This is a genomic window from Variovorax sp. YR266 (assembly GCF_900107295.1).
In the GTDB taxonomy this organism is placed as follows: Bacteria; Pseudomonadota; Gammaproteobacteria; order Burkholderiales; family Burkholderiaceae_C; genus Variovorax.
On the sequence record NZ_FNPM01000015.1, the window covers coordinates 110,886 to 136,789 of the forward strand.

The following is a 25,904-nucleotide window of genomic DNA, read 5'->3' on the forward strand; positions in this document are numbered from 1 at the left end:
ATGACCATGACCACATCCAGCGAGACCTTGTTCGCGAGTGCGCAAGGCGAAGGGCGCCATTCGGCGGCGTCCGCCGAACCGGCATGCGATGAGGGTGTTCGGGCACCGGACGACGCGTCGCTGCCGCTCCGCGGGGTGCGCGTTCTCGACCTGACACGCTACCTTTCCGGTCCCTACGCAACGCTTTTGCTCGCCGAAATGGGCGCGGAGGTCATCAAGGTCGAAGTGCCCGAGGCCGGCGACGATACGCGTCACATTGCGCCGCTCCAGGGCGATGTGAGCTTCTATCACTCCACCATCAACCGGAGCAAAGCGTCGGTGGAGCTTGACCTGAAGTCCGAGGAGGGCAGAAGGCTCGTTCACGCGATGGTGGCGGATTGCGACGTCTTCATCCAGAACTTCCGTACCGGCGTCGCCGAACGCCTTGGCTTCGGGTACGACGTTGTCTCCAAGCTCAATCCGAAGCTGGTCTATTGCTCGATCTCCGGTTTCGGGGGAACGGGCCCCGAGAGCCGGCGGGCCGCCTTCGACTTGATCGTGCAGGCGGAATCCGGCGTGATGAGCCTGAACGGTGAGGGCGACAGTCCGCCGAGCAAGCTGGGCCTTCCGGTGGCCGACCTGTCGTCCGGGATGTTCGCGGCGCACGGCATCCTTGCCGCACTTGTGCGGCGATCGCGCACCGGCAAGGGCGGGCTCGTCGAAGTCAGCATGATGAGTTCGTTGCTCTCGCTCTCCGTCTACAACGCCACCCGCTATTTCGTGACCGGCGAGACGCCCAAGCGGATGGGGTCGCGCCATCCGGGCGTGGTGCCCTATGGCCAGTACGCGGCGTCCGACGGCAACGTGCTGCTTTCCACCTTCAGCGACGGCTCATGGAAGAAGATCGTCGACGCCATGGACCGCTCCGACCTTGCGAAAGACGCGCGATTCGCGACTGCGGCTTCCCGCGTCGTTCACCGTGACGTGTGTGACGCAGTGCTCAGCGAGGTGTTCGCCGGATTCACCTCCGAGGAAGTCGTGAACCGGCTGGACAAGGCCGGCATTCCCTGCGGCGTGGTTCGCAGCCTGGGCGAAGCGCTGGAAATGGAGGCCGCGAGCGGTTCGGGCTCGATCACCGATGTGAAGTATCCGGGCAAGGTCGGTTCGATCCGCAGTGTGCGGATACCCATCAAGTTCGATGGCGAGTGGTGCCCCGCCCAACCTGCGCCGGCACTCGGCCAGAACAACGCGATCCTGGATCGCTACAAGAAATCCTGAACATGCAGCGAGAGGGCGTGCGCATGAGGGAGCCAGGTCCTGGCTGCCGGCATAGAGCACAGAGCGTGCGCGCCCGTCGCACCCACACGGAGACATCGATGTCATCGACAACAACAACGCCATGGGGCAAGGAAATCGCGACCGAATTAATCGGCGGGGTTCCGTTTCGGATGTACACGGATCGCCCGCGCCGGGTCGAGCAGTTGCTCGACTTCGCCGGCCGCTGGGGCGCACGGACTCACCTCATCCAGGGCGAGCGCATCCTCACGTTCGAGGACCTGCACCGGGGCGCGGTGGCCAAGGCCCGTCAACTCGCCGACTTGGGCATTCGCCGGGGCGACCGCATCTTCATCCTCGGCTGGAACAGCCCGGAGTGGGTCGTCAACTTCTGGGCCTGCGTTCTGGTTGGCGCTGCGCCGGTGCTCGCGAATGCCTGGTGGAGCGAGGTGGAGATCGGCAACGGCCTGGCGGCCCTGCAGCCTGCAATGACGCTGGCCGACGACCGTTGCGCGGCACGCGTGCCTGAGGGTTCGCGCCGCGGCCCCTGGGGCATCCACAGCGTGGGCGAGCACGGGAGCGATGCCGCCACCGATGTGGACGGTGAGCGCAGCGAAGAAGAGACCGCGCTCATCATCTTCACTTCGGGTACATCGGGCCGACCCAAGGCGGTGGTGCTGTCGCACCGTGCGCTGCTGGCGCGCCTGCAGATGACCTTGCATGTCACGCGCAAGTTGCCGCAGCAGATCGACGAGACGGCCCGCGACGTGACCCTGATCACGGGGCCGCTGTTCCATGTGGGAGGCATGCAGACCCTCATGCGGGCGGTCGTCGTTGGCGACACGCTGGTTCTGTCGGAAGGCCGGTATGACCCCGCCGAAGTGCTCGCGTCCATTGAGCGGAACAAGATCAAGCGCTGGAATGCCGTGCCGACGATGGTCTTGCGGCTGCTGGACCATCCCGACGTGTCGCGCAGGGAACTGGGCAGCCTGAAGTCCATCAGCATCGGTGGCGCGCCGGTGCATGCCGAACTGATGCAGCGCATCCGTACCCAGTTGCCCAGCGTGAGCCCGAGGATTCCAACGGGCTACGGCCTGACGGAGAACGGCGGGCAGGCCACCGCCGCGGCGGGTTCAGAGGCCCTCGAAGAACTGGGCTCCGCCGGCAAGCCGCTGCCTTGCGTCGAGGTCCGCTTTCTTTCCCATCCCGACCTGCCCGACGGGGAGATCCTGCTGCGTTCTCCCACGCAGATGTCCGGTTTCTTCGGACTCGACGAATCGCCGATAGATGCAGAGGGTTGGCTTCACACGGGCGATCTTGGCCGATTCGACGAAAAGGGCAATCTCTGGATCACAGGCCGTTGCAAGGACATGATCATCCGTGGCGGTGAAAACATCGCGCCGGCGGCGATCGAGCGGGCGCTCATGGCCATTCCCGGCGTCGCCGAGACAGTCGTGTTCGGCGTGCCGCATCGCGACCTGGGCGAAGAAGTCATGGCGGTCGTCGTGACGGAGGCCGAGCTCACGCAGCAGCAGTTGCAGGAGCAATTGCGCGGCCAGATCGCCTCGTTCGCAGTGCCCAGCCGCTGGCGGATCCAGCGCGAGCCGCTGGCGACGAACCACACCGGCAAGGTGGACAAGGCGACCATCAGTGCTCAGGTCCGCACTGAACTGCACAACGAGGCCTGACCGACATGACCATGCAGAACTTTCAACACGTCACACCGCCGCTGCGGCTGTTCCATGGGCCTGACAGCCTGACGCACCTGGGTCGCGAACTCGATCGCGTCCGTAGCCAGCGTGCCGTGGTCGTCTGTGGTGACTGGCTGGCCAAGGGGCCGCTGTTCGAGCGCATCCGCGCGGCGCTGGGCCCACGTTGCGCCGGCGTCTACGACGAAGTGCTCGGGCACAGTCCGGTCGCCTCGGTGGAAGACGCAGCCGGGCTGCTGCGTCACCTGGAAGCCGATGCCGTCATCGCCGTGGGAGGCGGCTCGGCCATCGTGACCGCGCGTGCGGCCGGCATCCTGGCGGCCGAGGGCAAACCGGTGTCCGAGCTGTGCACCGTGACCGAACCCGACGGCAGCCTGCGCAGTCCGAAGCTGTCTGCGCCCAAGCTGCCGCAGTTCGTCCTGCCGACCACGCCGACCACGGCCACGGTCAAGGCCGGCAGCGCCGTGTTTGATCCGGCCAGCGGACAGCGGCTGGCGATGTTCGATCCCAAGACGCGCGCGCAATCGGTGTTCGTCGACCCCGAGATGATCCTGTCGGCGCCGCGGAGCCTGGTCGCAACGGCCAGCATCAACACCTTGTCGATGGCGATCGAAGGCTTGACCTCGCGCTCGCAGGACGCTCTGGCACATGGTGCGCTGATGCACGCACTGCGGCTGCTGGGGCAGCACCTGCCGCGCGCCGCGCGCGAAGACGACGCGGCCGTGCGCGGCCAACTGGTGCTGGCCGCCATCCTGTGCGGCCAGGGTACCGACCACACGGCTGCCGGTATCACCACGGTGCTGGGCCATGCGATCGGCGCGCGCCACGACATCGAGAACGGCACCGTGAATGCCATCGTCCTGCCGCACGTGCTGCGCTTCAACGCCGACGCTGCGGCGGCCGGCATGGTGGACGTGGCGGCGGCGCTCGATCTGCAGCGCCCCGGGGCGCAGGCCGATTCGCAGCGGGTCATCGAGAAGGTCTCCTCGCTCTTCTCCGGCCTCGGAGTGCCGCGGCGTTTGCGCGATGTGAACGTTCCTCGCGAGGCACTGCCCGGCATTGCCGCGCATGCGATGGGCGATTGGTTCCTGCGAGGCAATCCCCGGCCGGTGCGCAGCGCCACCGAACTGCAACAGATCCTGGAAGAGGCATGGTGAAGAAATGATCGAACGCAACAAGATCTATATCGACGGTGAGTGGGTGTCCTCTTCGGGCTGCGAAGTGCTGACTGTCATCAATCCGGCGACGGAAGAGCCGGTGGCCACGGTGCCCCGCGGAACTGCACAGGACGTCGATCGTGCGGTGCAAGCCGCGGTTCGTGCATTTCCGGACTGGTCCAGGACCTCGGTGGCCGAACGCATCGCGATCTTCAGCAAACTCGCGCGCTTGACGGAGGCGCGTTCCGACGAAATCACGCAGACGCTGGTGAGTGAACTGGGCTACCCCATCACGGCGCTGCGCAGATCGCAGACGTTGGGCGCAGTGGAGGAGCTCGACATCATCGCCGAGTCCCTGGCTGAGATTGATTGGGTGGAAAGCGTGGGCAACACCAATGTGCGGCGCGAGCCTTCTGGTGTGGTCGGAGCCATCACGGCGTGGAACGCACCGCTGCGCTCCGTGATCTCGAAGGCGGGTGCCGCCATCGCCGCAGGGTGCACTGTCGTGCTCAAGCCGTCCGAAGTCGCACCATTGACCGCCTTCATGTTTGCGGAGCTGTGCGACCAAGCTGGCTTGCCGCGCGGCGTGTTCAACCTGGTGTGCGGTATCGGTCCGGAGGTGGGTGAGGCGATCGCAGCGCATCCGTCGATCGACATGGTGTCGGTGACGGGCTCGGTGCGTTCCGGGCGCCGCGTGATGGAAGTGGCATCCGAGTCGATCAAGCGCGTGCACCTCGAACTCGGCGGGAAATCGCCCAACATCATCCTCGCGGACTCCGACTTCGAGCGCGCGGTGGCTGACGGCATCGAGGATGCCTTGCGCAATACTGGCCAGGTGTGCGGTGGTCTGACGCGCATGCTGGTGCCACGCGAACGCCTGCAGGAAGCCGAGGAACTGGCTGTGCGCAAAGCGCAAAGCTACGTGCTGGGCGACCCATTGGACGAGTCGACCACGCTGGGGCCGGTCTCCTCTTCGGCAGCGCGCGATCGCGTGCGCGAATACATCCGGTCGGCCCAGGAAGAGGGTGTGCGGATGTTGACGGGCGGCGCCGAGGCACCGCAGGGGCTTGCGCGCGGCTGGTATGTGCGCCCGACCATCTTTTCGGGTGACAACAACAGCCGCATTGCCCGCGAGGAGATCTTCGGCCCCGTGGTGGTGATCATTCCTTTCGACGACGAAGAGGATGCGATCCGCATCGCCAACGACTCCCAGTACGGACTGGCGGGCGGTGTCTGGTGCAGTGACGCGGAGCGCGCGCGAGGCATCGCGGCCAGGTTGCGTGTCGGCCGTGTGCGCATCAATGGTGCTCCCCTGGACAAACGCGGCACCCACGGAGGCTTCAAGCTCTCAGGCGTCGGCCGTGAGTGGGGGCGATTCGGCATCGAGGAATTCATGGAATACAAGTCCGTCATCGGGTGAAGCGAGACGGCGATCCGGAAAAGAGCAAGGAGACAAAAAATGAATAAGCGGAGCTTCGTCAAGGCGCTCGGTGTGGCTCTCGCGCTTCCCGAAAGCATGGCCTGGTCCCAGTCCGCGAATGGCCGCCCGGTGCGCGTTGTGGTGCCGCTGCCGGCGGGTAGCTCTAACGACTATGCGACGCGCGTGCTGCTGAACCTGGTTGGCGCAGTCAACGGGCAGAACTATTTCGTCGATAACAAGCCTGGGGGCAATGGCGGTATCGGGACGATGGATGTGGTGCGTTCCGTACCGGACGGCTTCACGCTTCTTTGCGGCTCGAATTCACCGCTGGCGGCCAACGTGGCATTCGTCAAGAATATGGGCTATGACCCGCGCAAGGACCTGACGCCCATTGCCGGCGTGAGCCTGACGAACCACGTACTGATGGTCAAGTCGGATTCGCAGATCCGCACGCTCGCGGAGTTCATCGCTTATGCCAAGACTCGCCCTGGCAAGGTCAGTGTCGGCTATTCGACCACGGCGGTGCAAACACAGATCGCGACGATGAATCATCTGGCCGGCCTGCAACTGCTGCCGATCCCTTATAGGGGGAGCCCAGCCACCATCACCGATGTGATCGGCGGCAGTCTGGATGCCACATTGACCGACCCCGGCAATGCCCAGGCCCAGGTCAAGGCCGGGCAGCTGCGGGCGCTGGCCGTCACGTCCCTCAAGCGCAATCCGACCACGCCGGATTGGCCGGCGATCTCGGAGACGCTCCCCGGGTTCGACTTTCCTTCATGGAATGCAATCGTCGGGCCGGCCGGCATGTCGAGTGAGCTGGTTGCACGCGTCAGCGATGCGGTCATGAAGGTGCAAAAGCAGAAAGAGCTGATCGAAAAATTCGCCAATCACGGAACGACACCGCTGGTAATGGGCCCTGGAGATCTCAAGTCGTTCATCGAGTCCGAGACCACGCGATGGGTGCGGTTGGCGCGTGACGCCAAGATCCTGCCTGAGTGATGCGCAGCTACCAAGCAAACCGATCGTTCACGGGGAGCTCGCAGTGATCCTCTCGAAGGCACGGTGCGCCTGCGGTCCCGACCAGTCCTTCGTTCGAACCACGATCGAGCGGCGTACACCCGGGCTGCGGGATGTGTTGATCGACATCGCCTATGCCGGCATCTGCCATTCGGACGTCGAGCATGCACGCAGCCTGCGCGGAAAGACCATTTATCCGATCGTGCCGGGCCATGAAATGGCCGGCACCGTCGCGGCCGTGGGCGCTGAAGTCACGCGAGTGCGGGTCGGTGATCGCGTCGGGGTCGGGAACATGGTCGACGCCTGCGGCGAGTGCGAGAACTGTCGGGCAGGCCTGGAACAGTATTGCAGCGGGGGGCGCACCCTGGCCTACAACGCGATTGGCCGTGATGGCCAGCCGACCTATGGCGGCTACAGTCAGAACGTGGTGGTCGACGAGCGCTTCGTCGTCCGGATTCCGGAATCCATCGCGTTGCAGAAGGCCGCGCCTCTGCTGTGCGCGGGGATCACTATGTATTCGCCTCTTCGGCACTGGCGGGCTGGGTCCGGAAAGAACGTCGCGATCATCGGATTCGGTGGCCTGGGGCACGTCGGTGTGCAGATGGCCCGGGCGCTGGGCGCGCGAACCACGGTGCTGGACTTGTCGGCGGCGAAGTGCGAAGACGCATTGCGCCTCGGAGCGGACGAATATCGGCTGAGCACCGATCCACACACCTTCACTGCACTCGACAGCGTATTCGACCTCATCATCTCGACCGTGCCCATTCACGACCAGTTGGACCGCTATCTGGGCTTGCTGGCGCGCGATGGCGTCTATGTCAACCTTGCCGTGCCCGCGAAGCCCTTGAATGTTTCCGCTGCGGCCTTGCTGACCAACCGCCGGTCCATCGCCGGCACGCGCAGTGGCGGCATCGCCGAGACGCAAGAGATGCTGGACTTCTGCGCAATGCATGGCATCGGAGCCGAGGTGGAAGTCATCCATGCGGACGGCATCGACGACGCCTACCAGCGGCTACTCGCGGGCGACGTCCGTTTCCGTTTCGTGATCGACAACAGCACACTTTGAGAAACACCATGTCCGAATTCCTGATCTATGAGCAAGAGGGGCACGTTGTCACGTTGACGATGAACCAACCCGAGCAACGCAACCCGCTGACCGGCAACACGGCCATACCTGAGTTCCTCGCGGCGATTGACCGCATTCATGACGATCGCGGTGTCCGCTGCGTTGTCCTCACGGCGAACGGTCCCTCGTTCAGCTCGGGCGGGGACGTTCGCCAGATGAAGCGGCAGGCGTCTGCCGAAGTCAGCGAGATGGACATCCGTCAGGAGTACCGTCGCGGAGTCCAACGACTGACGCTGGCGCTGTTCAACCTCGAGGTGCCGGTGATCGCAGCGGTCAATGGGCATGCGATCGGCGCCGGACTCGATCTAGCGTGCATGTGCGATATCCGCATCGCCTCGGAGAAGGCGAAATTCGCCGAGAGCTTCATCAAGCTGGGGATCATTCCGGGCGACGGCGGCGCGTGGCTCCTGCCCCGCATCGTCGGCATGTCGCGCGCCGCCGAGCTCGCTTTCACCGGCGACATGATCGATGCACGGCAGGCGCTGGAATGGAACCTGGTGTCGCGGGTGGTCGAGGCCGATCAGCTGCTGCCGGCGGCACGCGAGATGGCGGGCCGAATCGCGCAGAACGCCGCCCATGGCGTGCGGCTGACCAAGCGCTTGATGCGCGAGGCCATCCATTCGCGGCTGGATACGGTGCTCGAGCTCTCGGCGGTGTTCCAGGCGGTTTGCCACAAGACACCGGACCACACCGAAGCCGTGGATGCATTCCTCGAGAAACGAGCCCCAAGATTCAGCTGAGATACAGCGGCCAAACCATGAACGATCAGCATCCGACTCGCGAAGAAGAGCTGCATTTCCGGCGCGTCGACATGCGCGCCTGGCGACGCAGCGACGGGCTGTTCGAGCTTGAGGGGCGGGTGACGGATCGCAAGCCTCATGATTTCGAACCCTGGCGCGGCGGCGAGCGTGTGCCCGCCGGCGAGCCGATCCACGACATGGGCGTGCGACTCGTGTATGACGCGGACCTGCAGATCCATGCGGTGGAGACATTCACCGAAGCTGCGCCTTACGGCGAGTGCCACAACGGCGGTCAGGCGCTGCAATCGCTCAAAGGCCTGCGCATGGCCAGCGGCTGGAGCAAGGAGGTGCGCAGCCGGCTGGCCGGTTCGCGCAGTTGCACGCACTTGATGGAGTTGTTGATTCCGATGGCGACCACTGCATTCCAGTCCCTGAGTCAGGTCAACCGTGGGCGCGCCGAACGGGTAGACGCCGCAGGCAGGCCACTGAAGATCGACAGTTGCTATGCGTACGGTGAGGAGCGGGAGCTGGTGCGTGTGCATTGGCCGCAGTTCTATCGGCCGCATTCGAAGGAACCCCGATAGACATCGCGGGTTCCTTGGGGAAAATGGGTTGATGATGATCGACCTTGTGCAGCTACGCACCTTTGTCGCCGTGGCGGAGGAACAGCATCTCACCCGTGCGGCCGAACGGCTGCATGTCAGCCAGTCGGCTGCAAGCGCCCATGTGCGTGCGATCGAAGACAACCTCGGCATGCAGCTGTTCGTGCGGACCAACCGCAGCCTGGAGCTCACACGTGCCGGACAGATGCTGTTGCGCCAGGCCAAGGTGCTGCTCAATGGCGCGGCGGAGTTCACTTCGTTCGCGCGCGACATCCGAGGAAAGATCGAGGGCAACCTGATCGTTGGTGCCAGCAGCGATCCGTTGTCCAGCCGTATCGGCCTGGTGGTGGCGGGGCTAAGAGAAAAGCACCCCTTGATCACGGTGGACGTGTGCGCTCGCGCGTCTGCGGGCACGCGTCAGGCGCTCAAAACCAGCGAGTTCGATATCGGTATGCTGCTCGGGCGCCCTGTGGACGCGGGCTTCACCTACTACCAGCTCGCCACGATCAATTTCCTCGTGGCAGGCCCTGTGGCTTGGAAGGACAAGATCGAGAACGCCGACCTCGCGGCTCTGGCGGATCTTCCCTGGATCACGCCGAGCGATACCAACCTGGCGTACTCGTTCATGCTGGAGCGATTGTTCGGGGAAAAAGGCCTTGAGCTCAACAGCGTGGTCCGCTTCGACAACGCTGCGCTCGGTCGTGCGCTGGTGCAAGCAGGCGTCGGCATGTTGCTCATGCGTGAGGAATATGCGCTGGAGGGCGTGCGCGAGGGCCATCTCGCCCTGTCTCCAATCGCCCGCACGGAGTACCCGCAGTTCATCGCGCATCTGACCAGTCGGGGCAACGATCCTTTGATACGCGCGTTCATCGAAGCCGCGGGCGGCGCGTGGCCCGACATGAAGCGCATGGCCTCGCTCGCCCGCAGCTGATTCTTTCGGTCGACATGGGCGCCTATCGCCAGCGGACGGGCGCACACGTTCGTGTCAGAAAGCGTGGCGTATGCCGAAGTCGTAGCCGGTTGCGTTTCTGGCCACACCGATATAGCCCGGCGCACCACCGGTGGTCACGCCAGCTATCGCCGCATTGTTCTGACCGTTACGGATGTTCAGGCGCGCAACCGTTGCGTACAAAGCTGTGCGCTTGGAGAGATTATGGACATAGCCCAATGCGATCTTGTTGACTTCGGCCTCGTGAACGTCGTTGAAGGCAGCCGTTGTCGGGAGATTGCTTTTTGATTTGACGTGCGAGTAGGAAACGCGAATCAGCCCCGGCCCGATCGGTACGGTCGTGCCGACCAGATAGCCGTTGTACGTGTCGGTGGCTTCAAGAAAACCCGACGCAGGCACAAGGGTGGCGTTCCGGTCTTTCACTTGTGAGATCTCACCGAACAGCTTCGCGACTCCGAAGTCATAGGACGCGCCGAAGCTCAGGCTCTGTATTTTCCGTCGATTCGTCACGATGTCGGCCGTGATGCTTTCGCCATATGCCAGCGCGACATCGAGCGGCCCGTTCAGATAGCCAAAGCGGCTGCCTGTATATCGGCCTTTGGCGGATCGGCTATCGGCGACGCCATCGACTTTTGTATTTTCCGGCAGCGAGTACTGCACTTGACCATAAAAGCCGTTGAGGCTTGCGGGAAGGAAATAGCCAACGCTGTTGCTGGCACGTGCATACGTATCCGTGAGAGAGTTGCTGAGCCTTCCGTTCACGCTTGCGATGACGTTTTGGCCGACACCCACGATGCCCAAGGGATCGAAGGCTGCGTCGTTCCAGAAGGTCGGTGTGTAGTCGCGTCCCAGTCGGATCTCGCCGAATGATCCCGATAGGCTGACGGTTGATCGGCGCTGGAATGCGCTGATCCCTTGGCTTCCGTCGTCGTTCTTGATCGACGCTTCCAGCCAGAAACTCGCCGCAAGACCTCCACCAAGGTCTTCTGTCCCGCGAAAGCCAAGGCGACTTGAGTTGTAGGCGGAATTGGCAAGCACCGTCTGACTCTGTTTACTGGGCACGCCTGATACAGGGTTTCGGCTATTCGCGGCGTAGTAGCTGACAGATGCATCAACAACACCGAACAGCGTCACTGAAGATTGCGCAAAGGTTACGCCTGCTACGGCGAACAGGGCCAAGGCGGTAGGGATTCTTTTCATGATGTCTCCAGGGTTCTATTTCTTCTTGCCGGATCTGGCGGACGGCCGTCTCGGCGCTTTTTGTCAACTTGGTTTGCATGTCACATCGTGTGCGGCCCTTTCGTAGAGGGTTGGGTCGTGGCGTATCTGCCCAGATTTGGCAGCTCGGCCAATCGTGGGCATGCACTTGCCGGGCCGGCGAGATCGCCCGTGCCGCTTGTCTGATGGCCGTCGCGATGCGGAATGTCCCTGCAACTCGTGCACACTTTTTGGCGATGAAGAAATACGGGCGTCCGTTGGTCTACATGGCGGCTCTCGCGTGGACCGACACGCCGGTGCGCGGTGGCTATCGAGTTCGTTGTCTTCGCATGGCGACGCCCGAGAGGTGCTATGGCGTCGATCGTTGTGATCGTCCATGGCGGGACCTTTGCGCGCGTCCGCGAGAGTCGGTCACTCGAGAAGGGGGCAGCTCAGCCCGTCAGCGCGTCAAGTTCATGCAGTTTTCGGCGCATGACCTTGCCGGAGGATGTCTTTGGAAGATCCGGAACGAATTGCACGGCGCGAGGCACCTTGTAGGCGGCGAGTTGTGCGCGACAATGGGAGAGGATGTCGTCCGCAGTGGTGTCAGCTCCCTGCTTGGCCACGACATATGCCTTGGCGAGTTCACCCTTGATCTCGTCCTTCACCGAGCCCACAGCGACCATTGCTACGCCGGGATGTGCCGCGATCACGCGCTCCAATTCGGCAGGGTAGATGTTGTAGCCGCTCGTGATGATCATGTCCTTCTTGCGATCGATCACGAAGACGTAGCCATCTGAATCGATCTTGGCGAGGTCTCCGGTGTGCAGCCAGCCGTCTTCGTCGATGGCTTCCTTCGTCGCCTGCGTATCGCCGAAATAGCCAGTCATGACTGCGGGCCCTTTGATCACCAGTTCTCCTACGTTTCCTTCTTTCAGTTCCAAACTTGCATCCATCGCGTCAACAATCCTTGCGCGAAGATAGGGAAGCGCGACACCGATCGATCCGGGTTTTCGCGGTCCGTTCCAGGCGAAAGTCGTGCCCAATCCGGCCAGCTCCGTCATGCCCCAGAGTTCGACCAGCGGGCAGCCCAACGCAGCTTCAACTTCCTGCATCTTTGCGGTCGGCATGGTCTGACCGCCGACGGTGCAGAGTCGCAGAGACGAGAAGTCCGTTTGTGCTGTCGATGGATGGCCGAGCAAATACAGGTACATGGTCGGAACGCCTTCAAGCATGGTGGCCCGGTAGCCTTGTATCGCATCGAGTACGGCCTGTTCCTTGAACAAGGGGAGAAGTACGAGAGTTGCGCCAACCTGGAGCGTGCTGTTCATCACCACGTTGCCATAGACGTGGGGGCATGGCAAAGCTGTGACCACCACATCTTTCGCAGTACGTCCGTGCATGAGGGCGGTCATGGCCATATTCATCAGAACCGCGCGGTGGGAAAGCATCGCCCCTTTGGGCGTACCGGTCGTCCCAGATGTGTAGCAGATGGTGGAAAGCGCATCGGTCGTTATCGTGGGCGGCTGGAAGCGGTCAGAGGACGCCTCCAGCAGCGCATCGAAACTCGTCACGCTCGAAGGCAGCTCGGCTCCATACAGAATCAACTGCGGAAGCTCGCCGTGCTGCTCGTCCCCTAGCAGTGGCAGCCCCTTTTCACGCGATGCGATCAACGCCTTGGCGCCGCAATCACGGACGACGTATCGCACCTCTTCAGGCGTCAGCATGACATTGATCGGATTCACAACAGCGCCTGTTTTCAGGATGCCGTAGTAGCTGATCACCCATTGCCAGGAGTTGGCGCCATAGATGGTGACACGATCGCCGGGCTCCACCCCCAGTGAGGTCAAGCCGTTGGCGACGCGGCTGGCCAGTGCGTCCAATTCCTCGAATGTGAAGTCCCTCTCGCCGGTGACGAGGGCTCGTTTCCCTCCGTACCTCTTGGCCGCGTCCGTCAACACATCTGCGAGAGAGTTGGGCATCGTGCAATCGACGTATGTCATAGATCATCCTCTCGTTGATACGCTATAACAGGCCGTGTCGAGCCAGGAAATCGAGCGCGCAGGAGTTGAATTCCTCGGGCTGATCGCGTGCCACCGCGTGGCCCGCATTCGGCATTACCACCGATTCCGCATGTGGCATGTGCCGCTGGAGAGTCATGAAGATTTCGCGCCACAGAGGTTCTGTGCGTTCGCCGGAGATCAGCAGGGTCGGCACGGCGATGCTTGCCAGCGCCCGCGGATCAATAGGAGGAAACTGACGCTTGGAAGATGTCAGGACCCTCATAGCGCGTACATTGCGCATCCGGCCCTGCATCCGAGCATCGATGAAACTGTCGGAGGCGGGCGATCCTGCAATTCCTCCTGCGAGTGTCTTCATGGCCTTGGCGTCGTCCCCCGCGGCAAAGGCAAGTCGCGCAGGTGCTTGAATCTTCGTCTCGAATGCGTCGCGCAGCTTCATGCCATCGGTCGTCTCGCCGGCCAGAGGAAGCAGAGGTGGCTCGATCAGCACCAGTGCTCGCACTCTGTCGGGCGTCGATGTGGCAAGAGCCAGTGCCGTGTAGGCACCGTAGGACGCTCCCACGAGAATGGCCGGGCGCGCATGCCAGCAGTCGTCGATCAGGTCCCTCAGGTCGCTTGCTTCGGCCTCTGCAGAGTGGTGGTCTACCGCCGGTTCCGGATTCTTGTTGGGCTGGCTGAATCGACGGCTGTAGGATACGGTGCGATATCGGCCCGAAAACGCGGTCCATTGAGGACTCCACGTGGTGTAGTCGCCTGCGCCTCCGTGGACAAATACCAAGGGCAGTCCTTCACCTGCTTGCACGTAGTGGAATTCCAAACCGCTTGCTACGCGGGCGCAGCGTAGCGGCAGATTGTCGAACGCTTCTGTCATCTCGAATCACTCCGCCTTGAAGATAAAGCCGGCTTCACGTATGTGCGCTTCCTGATTGCTGATATAGGCAGCGAATTCGTCGCCCAGCATGGCCGGTGTCACCAGGTCGCCTCGCTTGCGCACCTCTTCCTGGTACGCAGGGTCCTTGAAGATATCCGGCAGCGCCCCCTGTATCGCGGAGCTGGCTTGAGCGGGCATCCTTGCAGGCCCGACCAGCCCGCCCCAAACATCCACGTGCACTCCCTTCAGATGGCGGGACTCACCAGCTGCCATGATCTCTGGCGCCACATCGAGTCGCTTGTCCGCGAGCACACCGACGGCCTTGATCTTGCCCGTCCCGATTTGGGGCAGGGCGGCCGGAGCCGAAGTCACCACCATGTCGATGACGCCGCCCGCAAGATCCATCAAAGCCTGTGCTCCCCCTTTGTAGGGGACTGCACGGAGCTTGATGCCTGCGCTGCGTTCGATCATGGTGACTGCAATGGCGGCGATCGAAGTGTTGCCCGCGACGCCAACAGTCAATTTCCCCGGCGAAGCACGCGCCAGATCCACCAGGTCGTCGAGATTGCGCACCTCCAAGCTCGAGCGGGCAACGAGGACGAGCGGCGTCAACGCGAGGCGGGCCAGCGGCACAACGTTCTTGAGCGAATACCCGGCGGTGGGATTCGCGATCAAGGTAGTGACGAGATCATTGTTGGCCAACAGCAGGGTGTGGCCGTCAGGAGGAGCCCGGAGCACCTTCTGCAACGCAATAAGTCCCCCGGCGCCGGGTACGTTATCGACGATCACGGTCTGCTTGAGATGCTTCGACAGATGCTGCGCGATGGAGCGCCCGATCAGGTCGGCAGCGCCTCCGGCGACGTTGGGCACCACGATGGTGATGGGTTTGTCGGTGAACGTCTGTGCCCTCGCGACGTGGGGGAACAACGCCAGTGTGGCGGCTGCGTGAATCAGAAAGTCTCTGCGCCCGGTGCGCGTCGCGGCATATCTCATTCCATGTCTCCTTTTTTTATCGAAGCAGAAGCCATGGGCAACTGTTCAGGGATCAAGCATCGCGAGCAAATGGCATAAAATCCAATGAAATAATCGATTCAGCTATAAGAAACTTCTATCGATCTCATGTCGCTTCTGAACGCCTCGACGTTGCGAAATCGGCTGCAGGCCAAGGGGCGTTTTCGCCACATGCAGGCCTTCGTGGAAACAGCAGACCTTGGTTCGCTGAACAAGGCTGCACAGACGTTGGGTCTCACGCAGCCGGCGGTCACACATCAGATTCGCGAGTTCGAAGGGATGCTTGGAGTCGACCTCTTCGTCCGGCATGCCAAAGGGATGCGGCTCAGCGAGGCCGGGGAGCGGCTGCTGCCGGTCAGCCGCCGTATCTTGCGGTCTCTGGATGATTCCGCATGGCAAGCCGCTGCGCACATCGAGCGCATCCGCGGATATGTCAGAGTCGGCGCAGTAGGCAATGCGCTGCACGCCGTTTTGTGCGAGTGCATCGCGGCATTCTGTGACGTGAATCCCCAGATCGTCGTGGAGATCGAAGAGGCTCCTCCCGCCTTGCTGGGAGGAAAGTTGCTTCATGGCGAAGTCGACTTGGGCCTTTGCCGTTCCACGCAGGCGCTGCCCGATGGCTGGAAGTTCGAACCGCTCATGCCTGACCGTTTTTGTGCGGTGACCGGACCTCGTCACCCGCTAGTGGGACGCAAGCGGGTGAGTTGGTCGGAATTGAGTCAGAGCACATGGCTGGTACCACCTCTGGATACGACCGCGCGCGCGGGCTTCGAGGAGTTGTTTCTGCGGGATGGCAAACTGCCGCCCATGTACAACATCAGCACACGCGCGCCAGTTCTGATGTGGCGATTGCTCGATCAGCGCAATTTGCTTTCGTTCATGCCAAAGTCGGTCGCTGACCCGTTCTTGAGGTCCGGGCTCTTGGCAGAGGTTCGCCTGCCCCAAACTGCGTCCATGCCGGGCATCGGGCTGGTCGTGAAAGCCGAGGTGTCAGACAGCGCATCCGCGGCGTTGGCGGGCTTCCTGCGCAAGCGCTTCGCTGGTGATCGTCGAGGTTCACGCGCGTAGTCGGATGCCTAAAGCATCTCGGTGCTGACGCGTTCAACTGCAGCGCCCGCGCCGAGCATGGCCGCCGCCATTGCCTGCGCCTGAGGCATCAGCGTTTCCGCATAGAAGAAAGCCGTGGCGATTTTCGCGGCCTGGAAGCCCGCATCCCCGGATTTGCAGGTCAGCGCCGCCAGCATGGTGCGGGCCATCTGCCAGCCGCACAGAACGATGCCGGCCAGCCGCAGGTAATGCACCGCACCCGCGTACACCACAGCGGGGTTCGTGCCTCCGTGGTCCACCACGAATTTGATCGCCGATTCGAAGGCCAGTCGACCCGCTCGCAGGGCTTGTCGCATGGCACGGCAATCCTCGTGCGATTGCTCCGCCAGTTCGCGTTCGGTGGCCGCGATGCGCGCGCACACGGTTCTTGCCATGGCACCTCCATCGCGCAAGGTCTTGCGCCCCACGAAGTCGTTGGCCTGAATTGCCGTCGTGCCTTCATAGATCGGAAGGATGCGCGCATCGCGATAGTGTTGGGCCGCACCGGTCTCCTCGATGAACCCCATGCCCCCGTGGATCTGCACGCCGAGGCTTGCGACCTCGACCGATATTTCCGTGCAATGGCCTTTCACCACCGGGACCAGGAATTCGTACAGTGTCTGGCTGTTGCGTCGCTCGGTCTCGTTGGCCGTGTGATGGGCGACGTCGCTGGCCGCAGCGGCGACGTAGGCCAGGGCGCGGCCCCCTTCGATCAGCGCCTTCATGGTCAACAGCATGCGCTTGACGTCGGGATGCTGCGCGATGGCCACAGGCTCGCCCTTGCCAGAAAGATCACGGCCCTGCACGCGCTCGCGCGCAAAGGCCAGAGCCTGCTGGTAGGCGCGCTCGGCCACGCCGATGCCTTGTAGACCGACAGCAAAACGTGCCGCGTTCATCATGATGAACATGTACTTCAGGCCCTGGTGCGGTTCGCCCACGAGTTCGCCCCTTGCACCTCCCTCGATGCCGAACTGCAGCACAGCGGTGGGGCTGGCTTTGATGCCCAGCTTGTGCTCGATGCTGATGCAGTGGATATCGTTGCGCTCGCCGAGACTACCGTCCTCCCGCACGAGGAACTTGGGCGCCACGAACAGGCTGATTCCCTTGACCCCGGGTGGTGCGTGGGGCAGGCGGGCGAGCACCAGATGGACGATGTTGTCCGTCATGTCGTGCTCGCCCCAGGTGATGAAGATCTTCGTTCCGAAGATGCGGTAGCTGCCATCCGGATGCGGCTCGGCACGCGTGCGCACCGCGGCCAGATCGGAGCCAGCTTGCGGCTCGGTCAGGTTCATGGTGCCTGTCCATTCGCCTGTGATCAGTTTCGGCACGTACTTGTCGCGTAGCGCTGGAGTGGCTGCGGTGATCAGCGCCTCGATGGCACCGTCGGTCAGCATGGGACACAGCCCGAAGGAGACATTCGCCGCCTGCAGCATCTCCGCGCACGCGGCTGCGACCAGCTTGGGTAGCCCCTGGCCTCCGCAGGAAGACGGATGCCCCAGGCCTTGCCAACCGCCTTGGGCAAACAATTCGAACGCCTGCCTGAACCCCGGCGTGGCACTCACGTCGCCGTTGCTCCATCGCGCCGGCTCGCGGTCGCCGATCCCGTTCAAGGGCGCAATGACTTGTTCGCACAGCTTTGCGGATTCGTCCAGAATCGCTTCGATTATTTCCAGGTTGGCATCTTCGAAGTTCGGCAGCGCCGAAATGTGGCCAAGGTCCACGAGATGCCGCATGACGAAGAGCATGTCCTTGACGGGCGCACGATAGCTCATCGTTGCTCTCCACGATTGACTGGTTGTTCATCGCAGCCGCACGTCTGGAGCAAGGGCAGACTGGAGCGAACTGACTTCTGATGTGGATGCATAGGACTTCGAGACAGTGGAGACGGCCTCCACGTTTTCATGAAGGCGTGTGCTTGTGCACTGGCTCCGAGTATCTAAAACAGACATGCCGTGCGTCCATGGCTTTTTCATGTACGCCGCATCCTTGTTTTCAAAACGACGGGCGAAGGCGTTGCGACGCCGCGGTCAGCTCGGCGTCAAACCGGATTCCCTGGCCCATCGACCCCAGAGTTTGATCTGGTCTCGGACATACGCATGGAGCTCCCTCGGGTGTCGAAGCAAGCGGGATGATCCTTGCGGATTTCGCGAATTTCTGTATGGCCGTATCGGCCATCACTCTGGCAAAGATTTGATGGAGCTTGCGAGCGATGTCCGGAGGCAGTCCTGCCGGCGCAAACATTGCAGACCAGGAGGCATAGTCGTAGTCGGGCAACCTCTGCTCGGCCAGAGGCGCGACGTCTGGGAGCATGGAGAGTCTCTGCTTCGACGTGACACCGAGAACGCGAAGTTGCCCGCTCTTGATGAAAGGCGCAGAAACGACAGGGTCGTTCATGGTGAAGTTGATGCGTCCGGCAAGCAGGTCGGTTGTGGCCGGAGCAGCCCCCGGAGTAGTTGACCGCCAGCGCATCGATCCCGGTCTGCGTCTTCAGCAATTGCGCAGCGACTAGCATTCCCGAGTTGCCGGTTGCGTAATTCATCCTTCCAGGGTGCTCTTTCGCGTACTCGATGAACTCCTGTACTGTGTGCACCGGAAGTTCGGAGTTCACCACCAGCAACAGGGGATTGATGCTCAATTGGGTGATGGACGTGAAGTCCTTGATGGGGTCGTAGCCCGCGTTCTTGAGCGTGTGCACATTGGCTGCGTGCGAAGAGTTGCCGCCCATCATCAGCGTATGGCCGTCATTGGGCGCTTTGGCAACGATCCGTGCTGCACCCGCCGTGAAGGGCGGCAACCATCCTGATGGAGCGCTGGGGGTAGTTCTCCTGCGCCAGGGTCTTTCTCCAAGGAGCAAGCGAAGCCGAGGTGATGAGAAGGGATCTGCGAGAGATGTTCATGGAGGTGCTTCATTGGACGAGATGACCCCGCTGATTCATCGCCGTCTACTGTCCAAGTGAAACTATCCATCCATCCACGCAGGGAGCGACCCCCGTGCCTGTCGGCTAGAAGTGGTGACGGATCCCCAGGTCGAAGCCGGTGGAGGAACGGTTCGGCGCTGTCGTGACCCCGCTGAACGCGTAGGTCCCGCCGCCGCTGTTGCGGATCACTGCGAGCGTGGAATACACAGCCGTGCGTTTGGAGAGGTTGTAGACGACACCGAGTGCCAGTTTCTTGCCCTCCGGATCGCCCGCCTGGTTTGTGCGAATCCCGGAATAGGACCCCTTGAATTGGGTGACGCCGATCGGGACGGTCAAGGCCACCATCCAGCCGCTCTGCTTGAGAGTTCCTTGCTGATCCTTGTTTGCGTTGAACGAGAACCTCGCCGGACCGAAGTCATAAGCACCCGCCAAGCTCCGGTAGATGGCGCTTCCGGCGGCATACTTGGTCCGCATGAAAGTCGCTGCAGCAGCGAATGGGCCGTTGTCGTACATCAGTCGCCCCCCGCCACCGGTTCCGTCGCCGGACGTCGCAGTGCCGCTGGCGTTTTCGCCGCGCCAATGCTGCGCGTTGACGCTGAAGCCTCCGAAAACCTTTGGGGAGATGTAGGCGATGGCGTTGGACGCCCGCACCTGGTTCGGATTGATGCCGCCTGCGTAGTTCAGCCCTAGACCCACCCCCAGCGCAAAGGGGTCGAACTTGCCGGTGTAGGTTTCATAGCTGGGCGACCAGTCCCGACCCAGATGGATTTCGCCCCAGGACCCACCGATGCCGACGATCGATCGGCGGTTGAAGCTCATGCCGTTTGCCGGCGTCGCGCCGCTGGGCTGGTTGTTCGTGTTGGACGCTTGGAAGGTCCCGTTGTCCGCGTTGAAGCCGGACTCGAGCCAATACATTGCATACATGCCTCCACCAAGGTCTTCGATGCCGCGGAAGACCAGCTTGCTGGTGGCATTGCCGCCGCTCATCAGTTGCGTCAGGCTCGTTCGGGAGCCCTTGACATAGTTCACTCCGATGTCGACGGTCCCTTGCAAGGTGACAGACGACTGCGCATGGGCGGCCACTGCCGCTCCCACGATGGGAAGCAGCAGAATTATTTTCTTCATGGATCCTTGTCTCCGTTTTTCTAAGCTGGAATCAACAGCGCTCGAGGCGGCGCTACAGTCGAGATCACCTCTTCGGCGATCTCCGCGTCTTCTTCAGCTGCCGGCTTCGTTGGCCGGCGTACCCAGAGCGGTTGGAGTTCCGATCGAACCGATTCACTCGGGGCATTGGCATGAGGTCGGTGCCTTCATGCGTGAGACCCAGTTTAGAAATGAGGCAATAAGCAGTCCATCGGCTTTTTCTGAAGACGAGCTGCTGCTTTTGCGGACGATCAAGAGTCTCGGCAGCACACCGGATCAGCAGGTGAGCGAGAGAGCAAACTTGGTCGCGGCGCTCGTTCGTCGCGGAGGTTTGGCCTTCTCGGCTCAGGTCAGGCGGCAGTCCAGACGGCGCGACGTCTTCGCACGCTCATGCGCCTCATGCAACCGTTGCCTTTGATCATCACCGCCCATATTGTGTTGCTGACCTTTTGTGCGCACACCGGGCTCGAAGGTCACGATGCCGCCCCCCAAACGGATCCGGGCCGGTGAAGTTCTCTCCCGTGCCGGCACTGGAAGGCTGAGCACCCACACGGGTGACCTTGATGGGGTCCGGCTCCGTAGCGGAAGCGATAGCCACAGGCAATTTCGTGTTCATTCTTCCAGCGGTTTCTTCAGGCTGCAGTTCATCAGCTATCCGGTCCTCTTGCCGCCAGGCATCCAGCATCGATCATGCGTCTGCGGCGGTGCAGCCATTGCATGGCCCAGTAGGTGATGAAAGTGCACAGGCCGGCGACAGCCATGCAATGGCCAAAGAATCCTGCAACCGATTCCTCGAAGTTCCACCAGTCCAGCGACGTTTGAAAGAGGAGCCTGGCCTGGAGGTTCAATGCGAGTGCACTGCGAACGCCCTGCAACGCGATGCCGGCTGCAATCAATCGAAGCACTACGGTGCGGGCTACGTTCGTTCCTTCGATCCCCAGCAATCTGCGGGCGACAGCCGTCAGCAGAGGCCAGCGCAAGCCGAGGTGGACGGCGACCACGAGCAGCAACCAGTAGGCGACACCGGCATGAATCTGCCGAGCTGAAACATCGCCATCCAGACGAAGGCCGGCAAACAGCGTCTCGGAGATCGTCAGGCTCGTGATCAGCAGCACCAACATGCCGGCCAGGAGAACAAAGGCCACGGCGATGTTGAACTTCCCGCGTCTTTCGCGTTGTTTCCTTGAAAGCGCGGCGAACCATCGGCGATGCAGTAGGTTGTGAACGACGACCAGCAAGAAGATGCCCACGCCAGCCAGCTCATGTGCAGCGTTGCCTTGCCAGAAGTAGGCGAAGGCGAAGAGCAGCAACCCGGCGGCGACGCAGTCGAGCACCATCTTCAACAGGAGAACGGGATTCAACGGACGGTACCTCTGGGTGATGGCTATTCGACGGGCGTGCCGCGAAACTCCGACAGGCGCCTTGCTGTGAACAGGTAGTCCCGCTCTTTCTGTGCTGCATGGCAGGACATGCAGCGTGCTGTGTTCTCCTTTAGGTTGATCTGGCGATCAGGCTGAAACCATTGGAACTGCCAATCACCGGTGCGTCGGCGCTCTTCGAAGTCAGCGCCCCAGCCAGCACCTTTCTCCATGACGAAGTACCGGTAGATCTTCTCGTCGCGATAGTCGGCCAGAACGAAATGCGTGCCGTTCGGCACCGGCAGCCCTTTCTGGATCGCCTCGAGGGCTGAGCGTGTGGTCGAAATGTGCTCGGTTACGTTGCCGCGCCTGACCGTTGTGTAATGGACCAACTCGTCGAGCTTGGGAAACGTGACGCGGGTGGGCTCGGCATGTGCCTGGCAAGCGGGCACGAGGGCCACGCAGGCGACCAATGTGACCACAGCGCTCATCGGTGCGATTGTTCTCATGGACTGACTCATGGTGCCTTGTTGATTTCCTTTTCCCAGAACCGAACGGCCTGGCCGACCCAACCTTGTGCACTGGTGCCTTGACCCGTGCCGAATCCGTGACCGATCCCCGAATACTTGTGGTACTCGACCGGCGTTCCCATTCCTCGGAGCGCGGCGACCCGCGTCTCCATCAGGGCGGGCGGGGAAATGCCGTCGATGTCGCCCACGACGACAAAGGTGGGTGGCTCGGACGCTGTAACTTCGGTGTGCCCGGTGTAGGCCATCACAACGGCAGAAGGCCTGGACTGCGGCAGACCGCCAAAGCGGGCGGTGCCGTGCGAGCCGATCGCCGCAGCCATGCGAGCGCCAGCGGAACTGCCCCATAGCGAGTAGTGCGTCGTGCCCACCTGTAGCGTGTGTGCGTCGCGGATGATGTACGAAATCGCCGCGGCCAGGTCCTCGGTGGCCACCCTGCCGCCTTGCCCTGAGCGATACTTCAGGACGAAGACGTTGAATCCTTGTTGGCTGATTTCCGCAGCGTAAGGAAATCCCTCGTGCACCGATCCCACATAGGAAAACCCGCCGCCGGGCGCAACGACGGCGAAAGGTGCGCCGGGCCTTCCGCGAAAGAAGAACAGTCCCGTATTCTTCAGCGTCGGGTTCGCCTGCTTCTGGGCATCCGTGTAGAAGTCGTAGAAAACGGCGTGCCCCGCATTGGCATCATCGACCATGCGATTCAGCGACGCGACAACGAGGTCGGGATCAACATGGCTGTGATACGGCAGGAGTTCGCCGATGTTCCGCAAAGGCATTGCCTCGTCGTAGGCTCGGTCATCCCAGGGCAGCATCCGACGGCTGAAACCCCGAAAAGCGGGATGGCCCAGCAGGTCGGCAAGGTGGTCATCCGTACGCAAGTGCATATGCCCGCCTTTGGCGGAATCTTCCCGGGTGGCACGAGTCGTGATTTTCTCGGTCACAGTTGGCGCAATTTCTCCGGCGTCGGTGCATGGAGATGCGAGGGCTATGGGCAGCATCCCTCCAGCCAACTTCCGAGCGTGGAAGCGCCAAGTTGCCTTCTTCATGATGTCGTCCCCGGGTGGCGCCGAAAAACGCAGCGAGAACGCCTATGAGCCTGCGTGATCGAGCGAGAGCTCATCGACCGGTCATCTTCAGTGCAGCCTCGGGCAGGCGTTCGCCCTGGACTTGGATCTTCGACACTTCTTCGTTGATTCGATCGAGATCGTCCGCGCTCAGATCGAGGTCCACGCCGCCCAGGTTCTCCTCCACGCGATGGAGCTTTGTCGTGCCAGGAATAGGCACGATCCAGGGCGCCTGGGCCAGGAGCCAGGCAAGTGCCACCTGTGCAGGCGTGGCGCTCTTGCGCTCGGCAAGGGCTTTGACGACATCGACCAGGGCGAGGTTGGCCTTGCGTGCCTCGGGCGAGAAGCGCGGCACGTTGTTGCGAAAGTCCGTCGGATCGAACCGGGTGTTCTCGTCGATCTTGCCGGTCAGGAAGCCGGCGCCGAGCGGGCTGAATGGCACGAAGCCGATACCGAGTTCGCCCAGGACCGGTAGCAGTTCCAGCTCGGGCCCTCGCCAGAACAGCGAATACTCGCTCTGCACCGCCGTCAGCGGCTGCACGGCATGTGCGCGTCGGATGGTCTGCACGCCCGCCTCGGAAAGGCCAAAGTGCTTGACCTTGCCCTCGGCGATCAGATCCTTGACCGCCCCGGCCACATCTTCGATCGGAACTTCGGGATCGACGCGGTGCTGATAGAGCAGATCGATGCGATCGGTGCGCAGGCGCTTGAGACACGCTTCTGTAGCGGCCTTGATGTGCGCAGGCCGGCTATTGGTGCCGCCAAGCCGTTCACCGGTCGCCAGGTCAATGTCGAAGCCAAACTTGGTGGCAATGACAACCTGGTCGCGGATCGGCGCCAACGCTTCGCCGACAAGCTCCTCGTTGACGAACGGCCCGTACGACTCGGCCGTATCGAACAGGGTGACGCCGCGTTCGTGCGCCGCACGGATGAGCTTGATCATTTCTTGCCTGTCGGCCGGCGGCCCATACAGGGCACTCATGCTCATGCAGCCCAAGCCAAGGGCCGAGACTTCCAATTGATTTGCGAGCTTGCGATGCTTCATGATTCCTTGCTCCTTTGGTGATGCCTGCGCCGGAGCGCTACTTGCCTTGCGTGATCGTGACCCCGTCCAGCCAGCCGGTGACGCGATCCATCGTGCGGCGCTCCTGATCCGCCTCCATGACGAATCCGTCGCACAATCGCGCCTTCGGCGCGTGGCTGGCAAGAACGGATGGGCTGTTGCCGAGCCCGTAGCCACCGTGGGTGACAAACGGGATCAAGACCTTGTTGGACAGGCTGTGCGCAGACAGGAAGGACCGGATCACCGGTGGCGTTGTTTCGCCCCAGATCGGGAACCCGAGGAAGACGGTGTCGTAGTCCGCCATTCGGGTGACCCTGGCCTCCAGGGCGGGTTCATGGCCGCCGTCGCGTTCGATGCGAGCTTGCTCGACTGTCTCCAGATAGTCTTCGGGATAGGGGTGTGCGGGCCTGATCTCGAACAGGTCGGTGCGGCGCGCGCGATGGATCAGGCCGGCGACGACGCGCGTGTTGCCCGACCGGGAGAAGTAGGCCACTAGGGTCTTCGAGCACGCTTGCCGCGTCTCACCGTGCTGGGCGGCGCTTGTTGCGCTGCTGCTCAGTGGAAGCGAGGCGAACGCCGTCATCATCGTGCGCCGGACCGCGTCGTGCGTCGATGCCATCGTGGGGACTCCATAGGGTTATTGCCCTGCACGTGCCTGCAGCGCGGCCGGATAGCGATCACCTTGGATCCTGGCTTCCGCGAGGACCCTTTCGATATTGTGGAGGTCGGTGTCCGAAAGGCTCACGGAAACAGCGCTCAGGTTCTCCTCCAGCCGGTGCAGTTTCGTCGTGCCGGGGATCGGCACGATCCACGGTTTTTGCGCGAGCAGCCACGCGAGCGCGATCTGCGCCGCTGTCGCACCCTTGTTGCTTGCGATCCGGCCGAGCAGGTCCACCAGGGCCTGATTGGCTTGCAATGCTTCGGGGGAAAAGCGCGGAACGATGCTGCGGAAATCATCACTGCCGAATTTGGCGCCAGTGCCGAAGGCGCCGGTGAGAAAGCCTTTGCCCAGCGGGCTGAATGGGACGAAGCCAATGCCGAGTTCTTCGAGTGTCGGCAGGATGTCATGTTCGGGATCGCGCCACCACAGCGAATATTCGCTTTGCAGAGCGGTCACAGGCTGCACCGCATGCGCGCGGCGGATCGTTTGAGCGCCGGCTTCGGACAGCCCGAAGTGCTTGACCTTGCCCTCGGCAATCAAGTCCTTGACTGTGCCGGCCACGTCCTCGATTGGCACATCGGGGTCGACCCGGTGCTGGTAGAGCAAGTCGATTGCTTCGGTCTTCAAGCGCTTGAGTGAGCCTTCGACGGCCAAGCGAATATGCGTTGGCTGGCTGTTGAGGATCTGCTGCTTGTTGTCGTCGCCGAAGGTGAAGCCGAATTTGGTGGCGATCACCACCCGGTCGCGTACCGAGGCGAGCGCCTTGCCGACGACTTCTTCGTTGAGATACGGGCCATAGACTTCGGCCGTATCGAAGAAGGTCACCCCTCGATCAACTGCGGCCCGGATCAGAGAAATGGCCTGCCGTGTGCCCGTGGCCGGACCATAGCCGTGGCTCAGCCCCATGCAACCGAAGCCGAGGGCCGAGACTTCAAGGCGGCCATTTCCAAGTTTGCGCTTTTGCATGTGTTTCTCCTGCGGCGGAGCAATCCGCTTCGTCATCCGCG

The 25,904-nt window shown here is 62.3% G+C and carries 23 protein-coding genes and 1 pseudogene; 10 read left to right on the forward strand and 14 right to left on the reverse strand.

Features of this window, described 5'->3' with window-relative positions:
- Positions 1 to 6: 6 nt before the first annotated feature.
- From BLW48_RS29480 to BLW48_RS29520, 9 genes are all read left to right on the forward strand, one after another.
- On the forward strand, positions 7 to 1,257 hold the full coding sequence (locus BLW48_RS29480; protein WP_177142455.1) for a CaiB/BaiF CoA transferase family protein: 1,251 nt from the start codon (positions 7 to 9) through the stop codon (positions 1,255 to 1,257).
- A gap of 98 nt (positions 1,258 to 1,355) precedes the next feature.
- Entirely contained in the window at positions 1,356 to 2,942 is a 1,587-nt protein-coding gene (locus tag BLW48_RS29485) for a class I adenylate-forming enzyme family protein (protein ID WP_093179100.1), read from the forward strand.
- Positions 2,943 to 2,947: 5 nt separating this feature from the next.
- A complete protein-coding gene (locus BLW48_RS29490) occupies positions 2,948 to 4,120 on the forward strand; it encodes an iron-containing alcohol dehydrogenase family protein (RefSeq protein WP_093179102.1) in 1,173 nt (390 codons plus the stop codon).
- A gap of 4 nt (positions 4,121 to 4,124) precedes the next feature.
- Positions 4,125 to 5,540, forward strand: a complete 1,416-nt coding sequence (locus tag BLW48_RS29495) for an aldehyde dehydrogenase family protein (RefSeq protein WP_093179103.1) — start codon at positions 4,125 to 4,127, stop codon at positions 5,538 to 5,540.
- A 39-nt stretch (positions 5,541 to 5,579) separates the two neighbouring features.
- Complete coding sequence (locus BLW48_RS29500; protein WP_093179105.1) at positions 5,580 to 6,542, forward strand: Bug family tripartite tricarboxylate transporter substrate binding protein; 963 nt, start codon at positions 5,580 to 5,582, stop codon at positions 6,540 to 6,542.
- A gap of 43 nt (positions 6,543 to 6,585) precedes the next feature.
- A complete protein-coding gene (locus tag BLW48_RS29505; RefSeq protein ID WP_093179106.1) occupies positions 6,586 to 7,626 on the forward strand; it encodes an NAD(P)-dependent alcohol dehydrogenase in 1,041 nt (346 codons plus the stop codon).
- A gap of 8 nt (positions 7,627 to 7,634) precedes the next feature.
- Complete coding sequence (locus BLW48_RS29510; protein WP_093179108.1) at positions 7,635 to 8,426, forward strand: crotonase/enoyl-CoA hydratase family protein; 792 nt, start codon at positions 7,635 to 7,637, stop codon at positions 8,424 to 8,426.
- Positions 8,427 to 8,443: 17 nt separating this feature from the next.
- Positions 8,444 to 9,010 carry a DUF2889 domain-containing protein gene (locus BLW48_RS29515; protein WP_093179109.1) on the forward strand — a complete coding sequence of 189 codons (567 nt, stop codon included), beginning with the start codon at positions 8,444 to 8,446 and terminating at the stop codon, positions 9,008 to 9,010.
- A 31-nt stretch (positions 9,011 to 9,041) separates the two neighbouring features.
- Entirely contained in the window at positions 9,042 to 9,959 is a 918-nt protein-coding gene (locus BLW48_RS29520) for a LysR family transcriptional regulator (RefSeq protein ID WP_093179111.1), read from the forward strand.
- Between the two features lie 54 nt (positions 9,960 to 10,013).
- On the opposite strand, the gene BLW48_RS29525 is transcribed toward BLW48_RS29520, so the two are convergent.
- The 4 genes from BLW48_RS29525 to BLW48_RS29540 form a co-directional block, all read right to left on the reverse strand.
- Entirely contained in the window at positions 10,014 to 11,177 is a 1,164-nt protein-coding gene (locus BLW48_RS29525; protein WP_093179112.1) for a porin, read from the reverse strand.
- A 449-nt stretch (positions 11,178 to 11,626) separates the two neighbouring features.
- The gene (locus BLW48_RS29530; protein WP_256330995.1) at positions 11,627 to 13,177 is read right to left on the reverse strand and encodes a class I adenylate-forming enzyme family protein; all 1,551 of its coding nucleotides are present in this window, start codon (positions 13,175 to 13,177) and stop codon (positions 11,627 to 11,629) included.
- Positions 13,178 to 13,199: 22 nt separating this feature from the next.
- Positions 13,200 to 14,066: an alpha/beta fold hydrolase gene (locus BLW48_RS29535; protein WP_093179114.1), complete on the reverse strand. Its 867-nt coding sequence runs from the start codon at positions 14,064 to 14,066 to the stop codon at positions 13,200 to 13,202.
- A 6-nt stretch (positions 14,067 to 14,072) separates the two neighbouring features.
- On the reverse strand, positions 14,073 to 15,059 hold the full coding sequence (locus BLW48_RS29540; protein WP_093179115.1) for a Bug family tripartite tricarboxylate transporter substrate binding protein: 987 nt from the start codon (positions 15,057 to 15,059) through the stop codon (positions 14,073 to 14,075).
- Positions 15,060 to 15,185: 126 nt separating this feature from the next.
- On the opposite strand from BLW48_RS29540, the gene BLW48_RS29545 reads away from it, so the two are divergent.
- Complete coding sequence (locus BLW48_RS29545; RefSeq protein WP_093179117.1) at positions 15,186 to 16,145, forward strand: LysR family transcriptional regulator; 960 nt, start codon at positions 15,186 to 15,188, stop codon at positions 16,143 to 16,145.
- Between the two features lie 8 nt (positions 16,146 to 16,153).
- Here the strand turns inward: BLW48_RS29545 and BLW48_RS29550 are convergent, their stop codons facing one another.
- The 10 genes and pseudogenes from BLW48_RS29550 to BLW48_RS29595 form a co-directional block, all read right to left on the reverse strand.
- The gene (locus BLW48_RS29550; RefSeq protein ID WP_093179118.1) at positions 16,154 to 17,935 is read right to left on the reverse strand and encodes an acyl-CoA dehydrogenase; all 1,782 of its coding nucleotides are present in this window, start codon (positions 17,933 to 17,935) and stop codon (positions 16,154 to 16,156) included.
- A 220-nt stretch (positions 17,936 to 18,155) separates the two neighbouring features.
- Positions 18,156 to 18,632, reverse strand: coding sequence for a tripartite tricarboxylate transporter substrate-binding protein (locus tag BLW48_RS29555; RefSeq protein WP_093179119.1), 477 nt, complete (start codon positions 18,630 to 18,632; stop codon positions 18,156 to 18,158).
- Positions 18,607 to 19,017 (reverse strand): annotated as a pseudogene (locus BLW48_RS36105) (Bug family tripartite tricarboxylate transporter substrate binding protein); the annotation flags it as partial. The gene BLW48_RS29555 and the pseudogene BLW48_RS36105, both read right to left, overlap by 26 nt.
- A 148-nt stretch (positions 19,018 to 19,165) precedes the next feature.
- On the reverse strand, positions 19,166 to 20,206 hold the full coding sequence (locus tag BLW48_RS29565) for a porin (protein ID WP_093179121.1): 1,041 nt from the start codon (positions 20,204 to 20,206) through the stop codon (positions 19,166 to 19,168).
- Between the two features lie 665 nt (positions 20,207 to 20,871).
- A complete protein-coding gene (locus tag BLW48_RS29570) occupies positions 20,872 to 21,585 on the reverse strand; it encodes a DUF4405 domain-containing protein (protein ID WP_093179122.1) in 714 nt (237 codons plus the stop codon).
- 23 nt (positions 21,586 to 21,608) lie between these two features.
- Positions 21,609 to 22,091 carry a cytochrome P460 family protein gene (locus tag BLW48_RS29575; RefSeq protein ID WP_093179170.1) on the reverse strand — a complete coding sequence of 161 codons (483 nt, stop codon included), beginning with the start codon at positions 22,089 to 22,091 and terminating at the stop codon, positions 21,609 to 21,611.
- 8 nt (positions 22,092 to 22,099) lie between these two features.
- Positions 22,100 to 23,155 (reverse strand): alpha/beta hydrolase, encoded by a 1,056-nt coding sequence (locus BLW48_RS29580; RefSeq protein ID WP_093179123.1) that lies wholly within the window; start codon positions 23,153 to 23,155, stop codon positions 22,100 to 22,102.
- Between the two features lie 70 nt (positions 23,156 to 23,225).
- Complete coding sequence (locus BLW48_RS29585) at positions 23,226 to 24,218, reverse strand: aldo/keto reductase (RefSeq protein WP_093179125.1); 993 nt, start codon at positions 24,216 to 24,218, stop codon at positions 23,226 to 23,228.
- 37 nt (positions 24,219 to 24,255) lie between these two features.
- Positions 24,256 to 24,855: a flavodoxin gene (locus BLW48_RS29590; RefSeq protein ID WP_093179126.1), complete on the reverse strand. Its 600-nt coding sequence runs from the start codon at positions 24,853 to 24,855 to the stop codon at positions 24,256 to 24,258.
- An 18-nt stretch (positions 24,856 to 24,873) separates the two neighbouring features.
- A complete protein-coding gene (locus tag BLW48_RS29595; RefSeq protein ID WP_093179128.1) occupies positions 24,874 to 25,863 on the reverse strand; it encodes an aldo/keto reductase in 990 nt (329 codons plus the stop codon).
- Positions 25,864 to 25,904: the final 41 nt, after the last annotated feature.

Bases quoted from the DNA above. Each gene is read 5' to 3' on its own strand.
- BLW48_RS29535 (WP_093179114.1), bottom strand. From the start codon at position 14,066: ATGACAGAAGCGTTCGACAATCTGCCGCTACGCTGCGCCCGCGTAGCA.
- BLW48_RS29530 (WP_256330995.1), bottom strand. From the start codon at position 13,177: ATGACATACGTCGATTGCACGATGCCCAACTCTCTCGCAGATGTGTTG.
- BLW48_RS29520 (WP_093179111.1), top strand. From the start codon at position 9,042: ATGATGATCGACCTTGTGCAGCTACGCACCTTTGTCGCCGTGGCGGAG.
- BLW48_RS29495 (WP_093179103.1), top strand. From the start codon at position 4,125: ATGATCGAACGCAACAAGATCTATATCGACGGTGAGTGGGTGTCCTCT.
- BLW48_RS29595 (WP_093179128.1), bottom strand. From the start codon at position 25,863: ATGCAAAAGCGCAAACTTGGAAATGGCCGCCTTGAAGTCTCGGCCCTC.
- BLW48_RS29480 (WP_177142455.1), top strand. From the start codon at position 7: ATGACCACATCCAGCGAGACCTTGTTCGCGAGTGCGCAAGGCGAAGGG.
- BLW48_RS29590 (WP_093179126.1), bottom strand. From the start codon at position 24,855: ATGGCATCGACGCACGACGCGGTCCGGCGCACGATGATGACGGCGTTC.
- BLW48_RS29485 (WP_093179100.1), top strand. From the start codon at position 1,356: ATGTCATCGACAACAACAACGCCATGGGGCAAGGAAATCGCGACCGAA.
- BLW48_RS29510 (WP_093179108.1), top strand. From the start codon at position 7,635: ATGTCCGAATTCCTGATCTATGAGCAAGAGGGGCACGTTGTCACGTTG.
- BLW48_RS29575 (WP_093179170.1), bottom strand. From the start codon at position 22,091: ATGAGAACAATCGCACCGATGAGCGCTGTGGTCACATTGGTCGCCTGC.
- BLW48_RS29490 (WP_093179102.1), top strand. From the start codon at position 2,948: ATGACCATGCAGAACTTTCAACACGTCACACCGCCGCTGCGGCTGTTC.
- BLW48_RS29580 (WP_093179123.1), bottom strand. From the start codon at position 23,155: ATGAAGAAGGCAACTTGGCGCTTCCACGCTCGGAAGTTGGCTGGAGGG.
- BLW48_RS29565 (WP_093179121.1), bottom strand. From the start codon at position 20,206: ATGAAGAAAATAATTCTGCTGCTTCCCATCGTGGGAGCGGCAGTGGCC.
- BLW48_RS29585 (WP_093179125.1), bottom strand. From the start codon at position 24,218: ATGAAGCATCGCAAGCTCGCAAATCAATTGGAAGTCTCGGCCCTTGGC.
- BLW48_RS29545 (WP_093179117.1), top strand. From the start codon at position 15,186: ATGTCGCTTCTGAACGCCTCGACGTTGCGAAATCGGCTGCAGGCCAAG.
- BLW48_RS29555 (WP_093179119.1), bottom strand. From the start codon at position 18,632: ATGCGCTGGCGGTCAACTACTCCGGGGGCTGCTCCGGCCACAACCGAC.
- BLW48_RS29500 (WP_093179105.1), top strand. From the start codon at position 5,580: ATGAATAAGCGGAGCTTCGTCAAGGCGCTCGGTGTGGCTCTCGCGCTT.
- BLW48_RS29550 (WP_093179118.1), bottom strand. From the start codon at position 17,935: ATGAGCTATCGTGCGCCCGTCAAGGACATGCTCTTCGTCATGCGGCAT.
- BLW48_RS29515 (WP_093179109.1), top strand. From the start codon at position 8,444: ATGAACGATCAGCATCCGACTCGCGAAGAAGAGCTGCATTTCCGGCGC.
- BLW48_RS29525 (WP_093179112.1), bottom strand. From the start codon at position 11,177: ATGAAAAGAATCCCTACCGCCTTGGCCCTGTTCGCCGTAGCAGGCGTA.
- BLW48_RS29540 (WP_093179115.1), bottom strand. From the start codon at position 15,059: ATGAGATATGCCGCGACGCGCACCGGGCGCAGAGACTTTCTGATTCAC.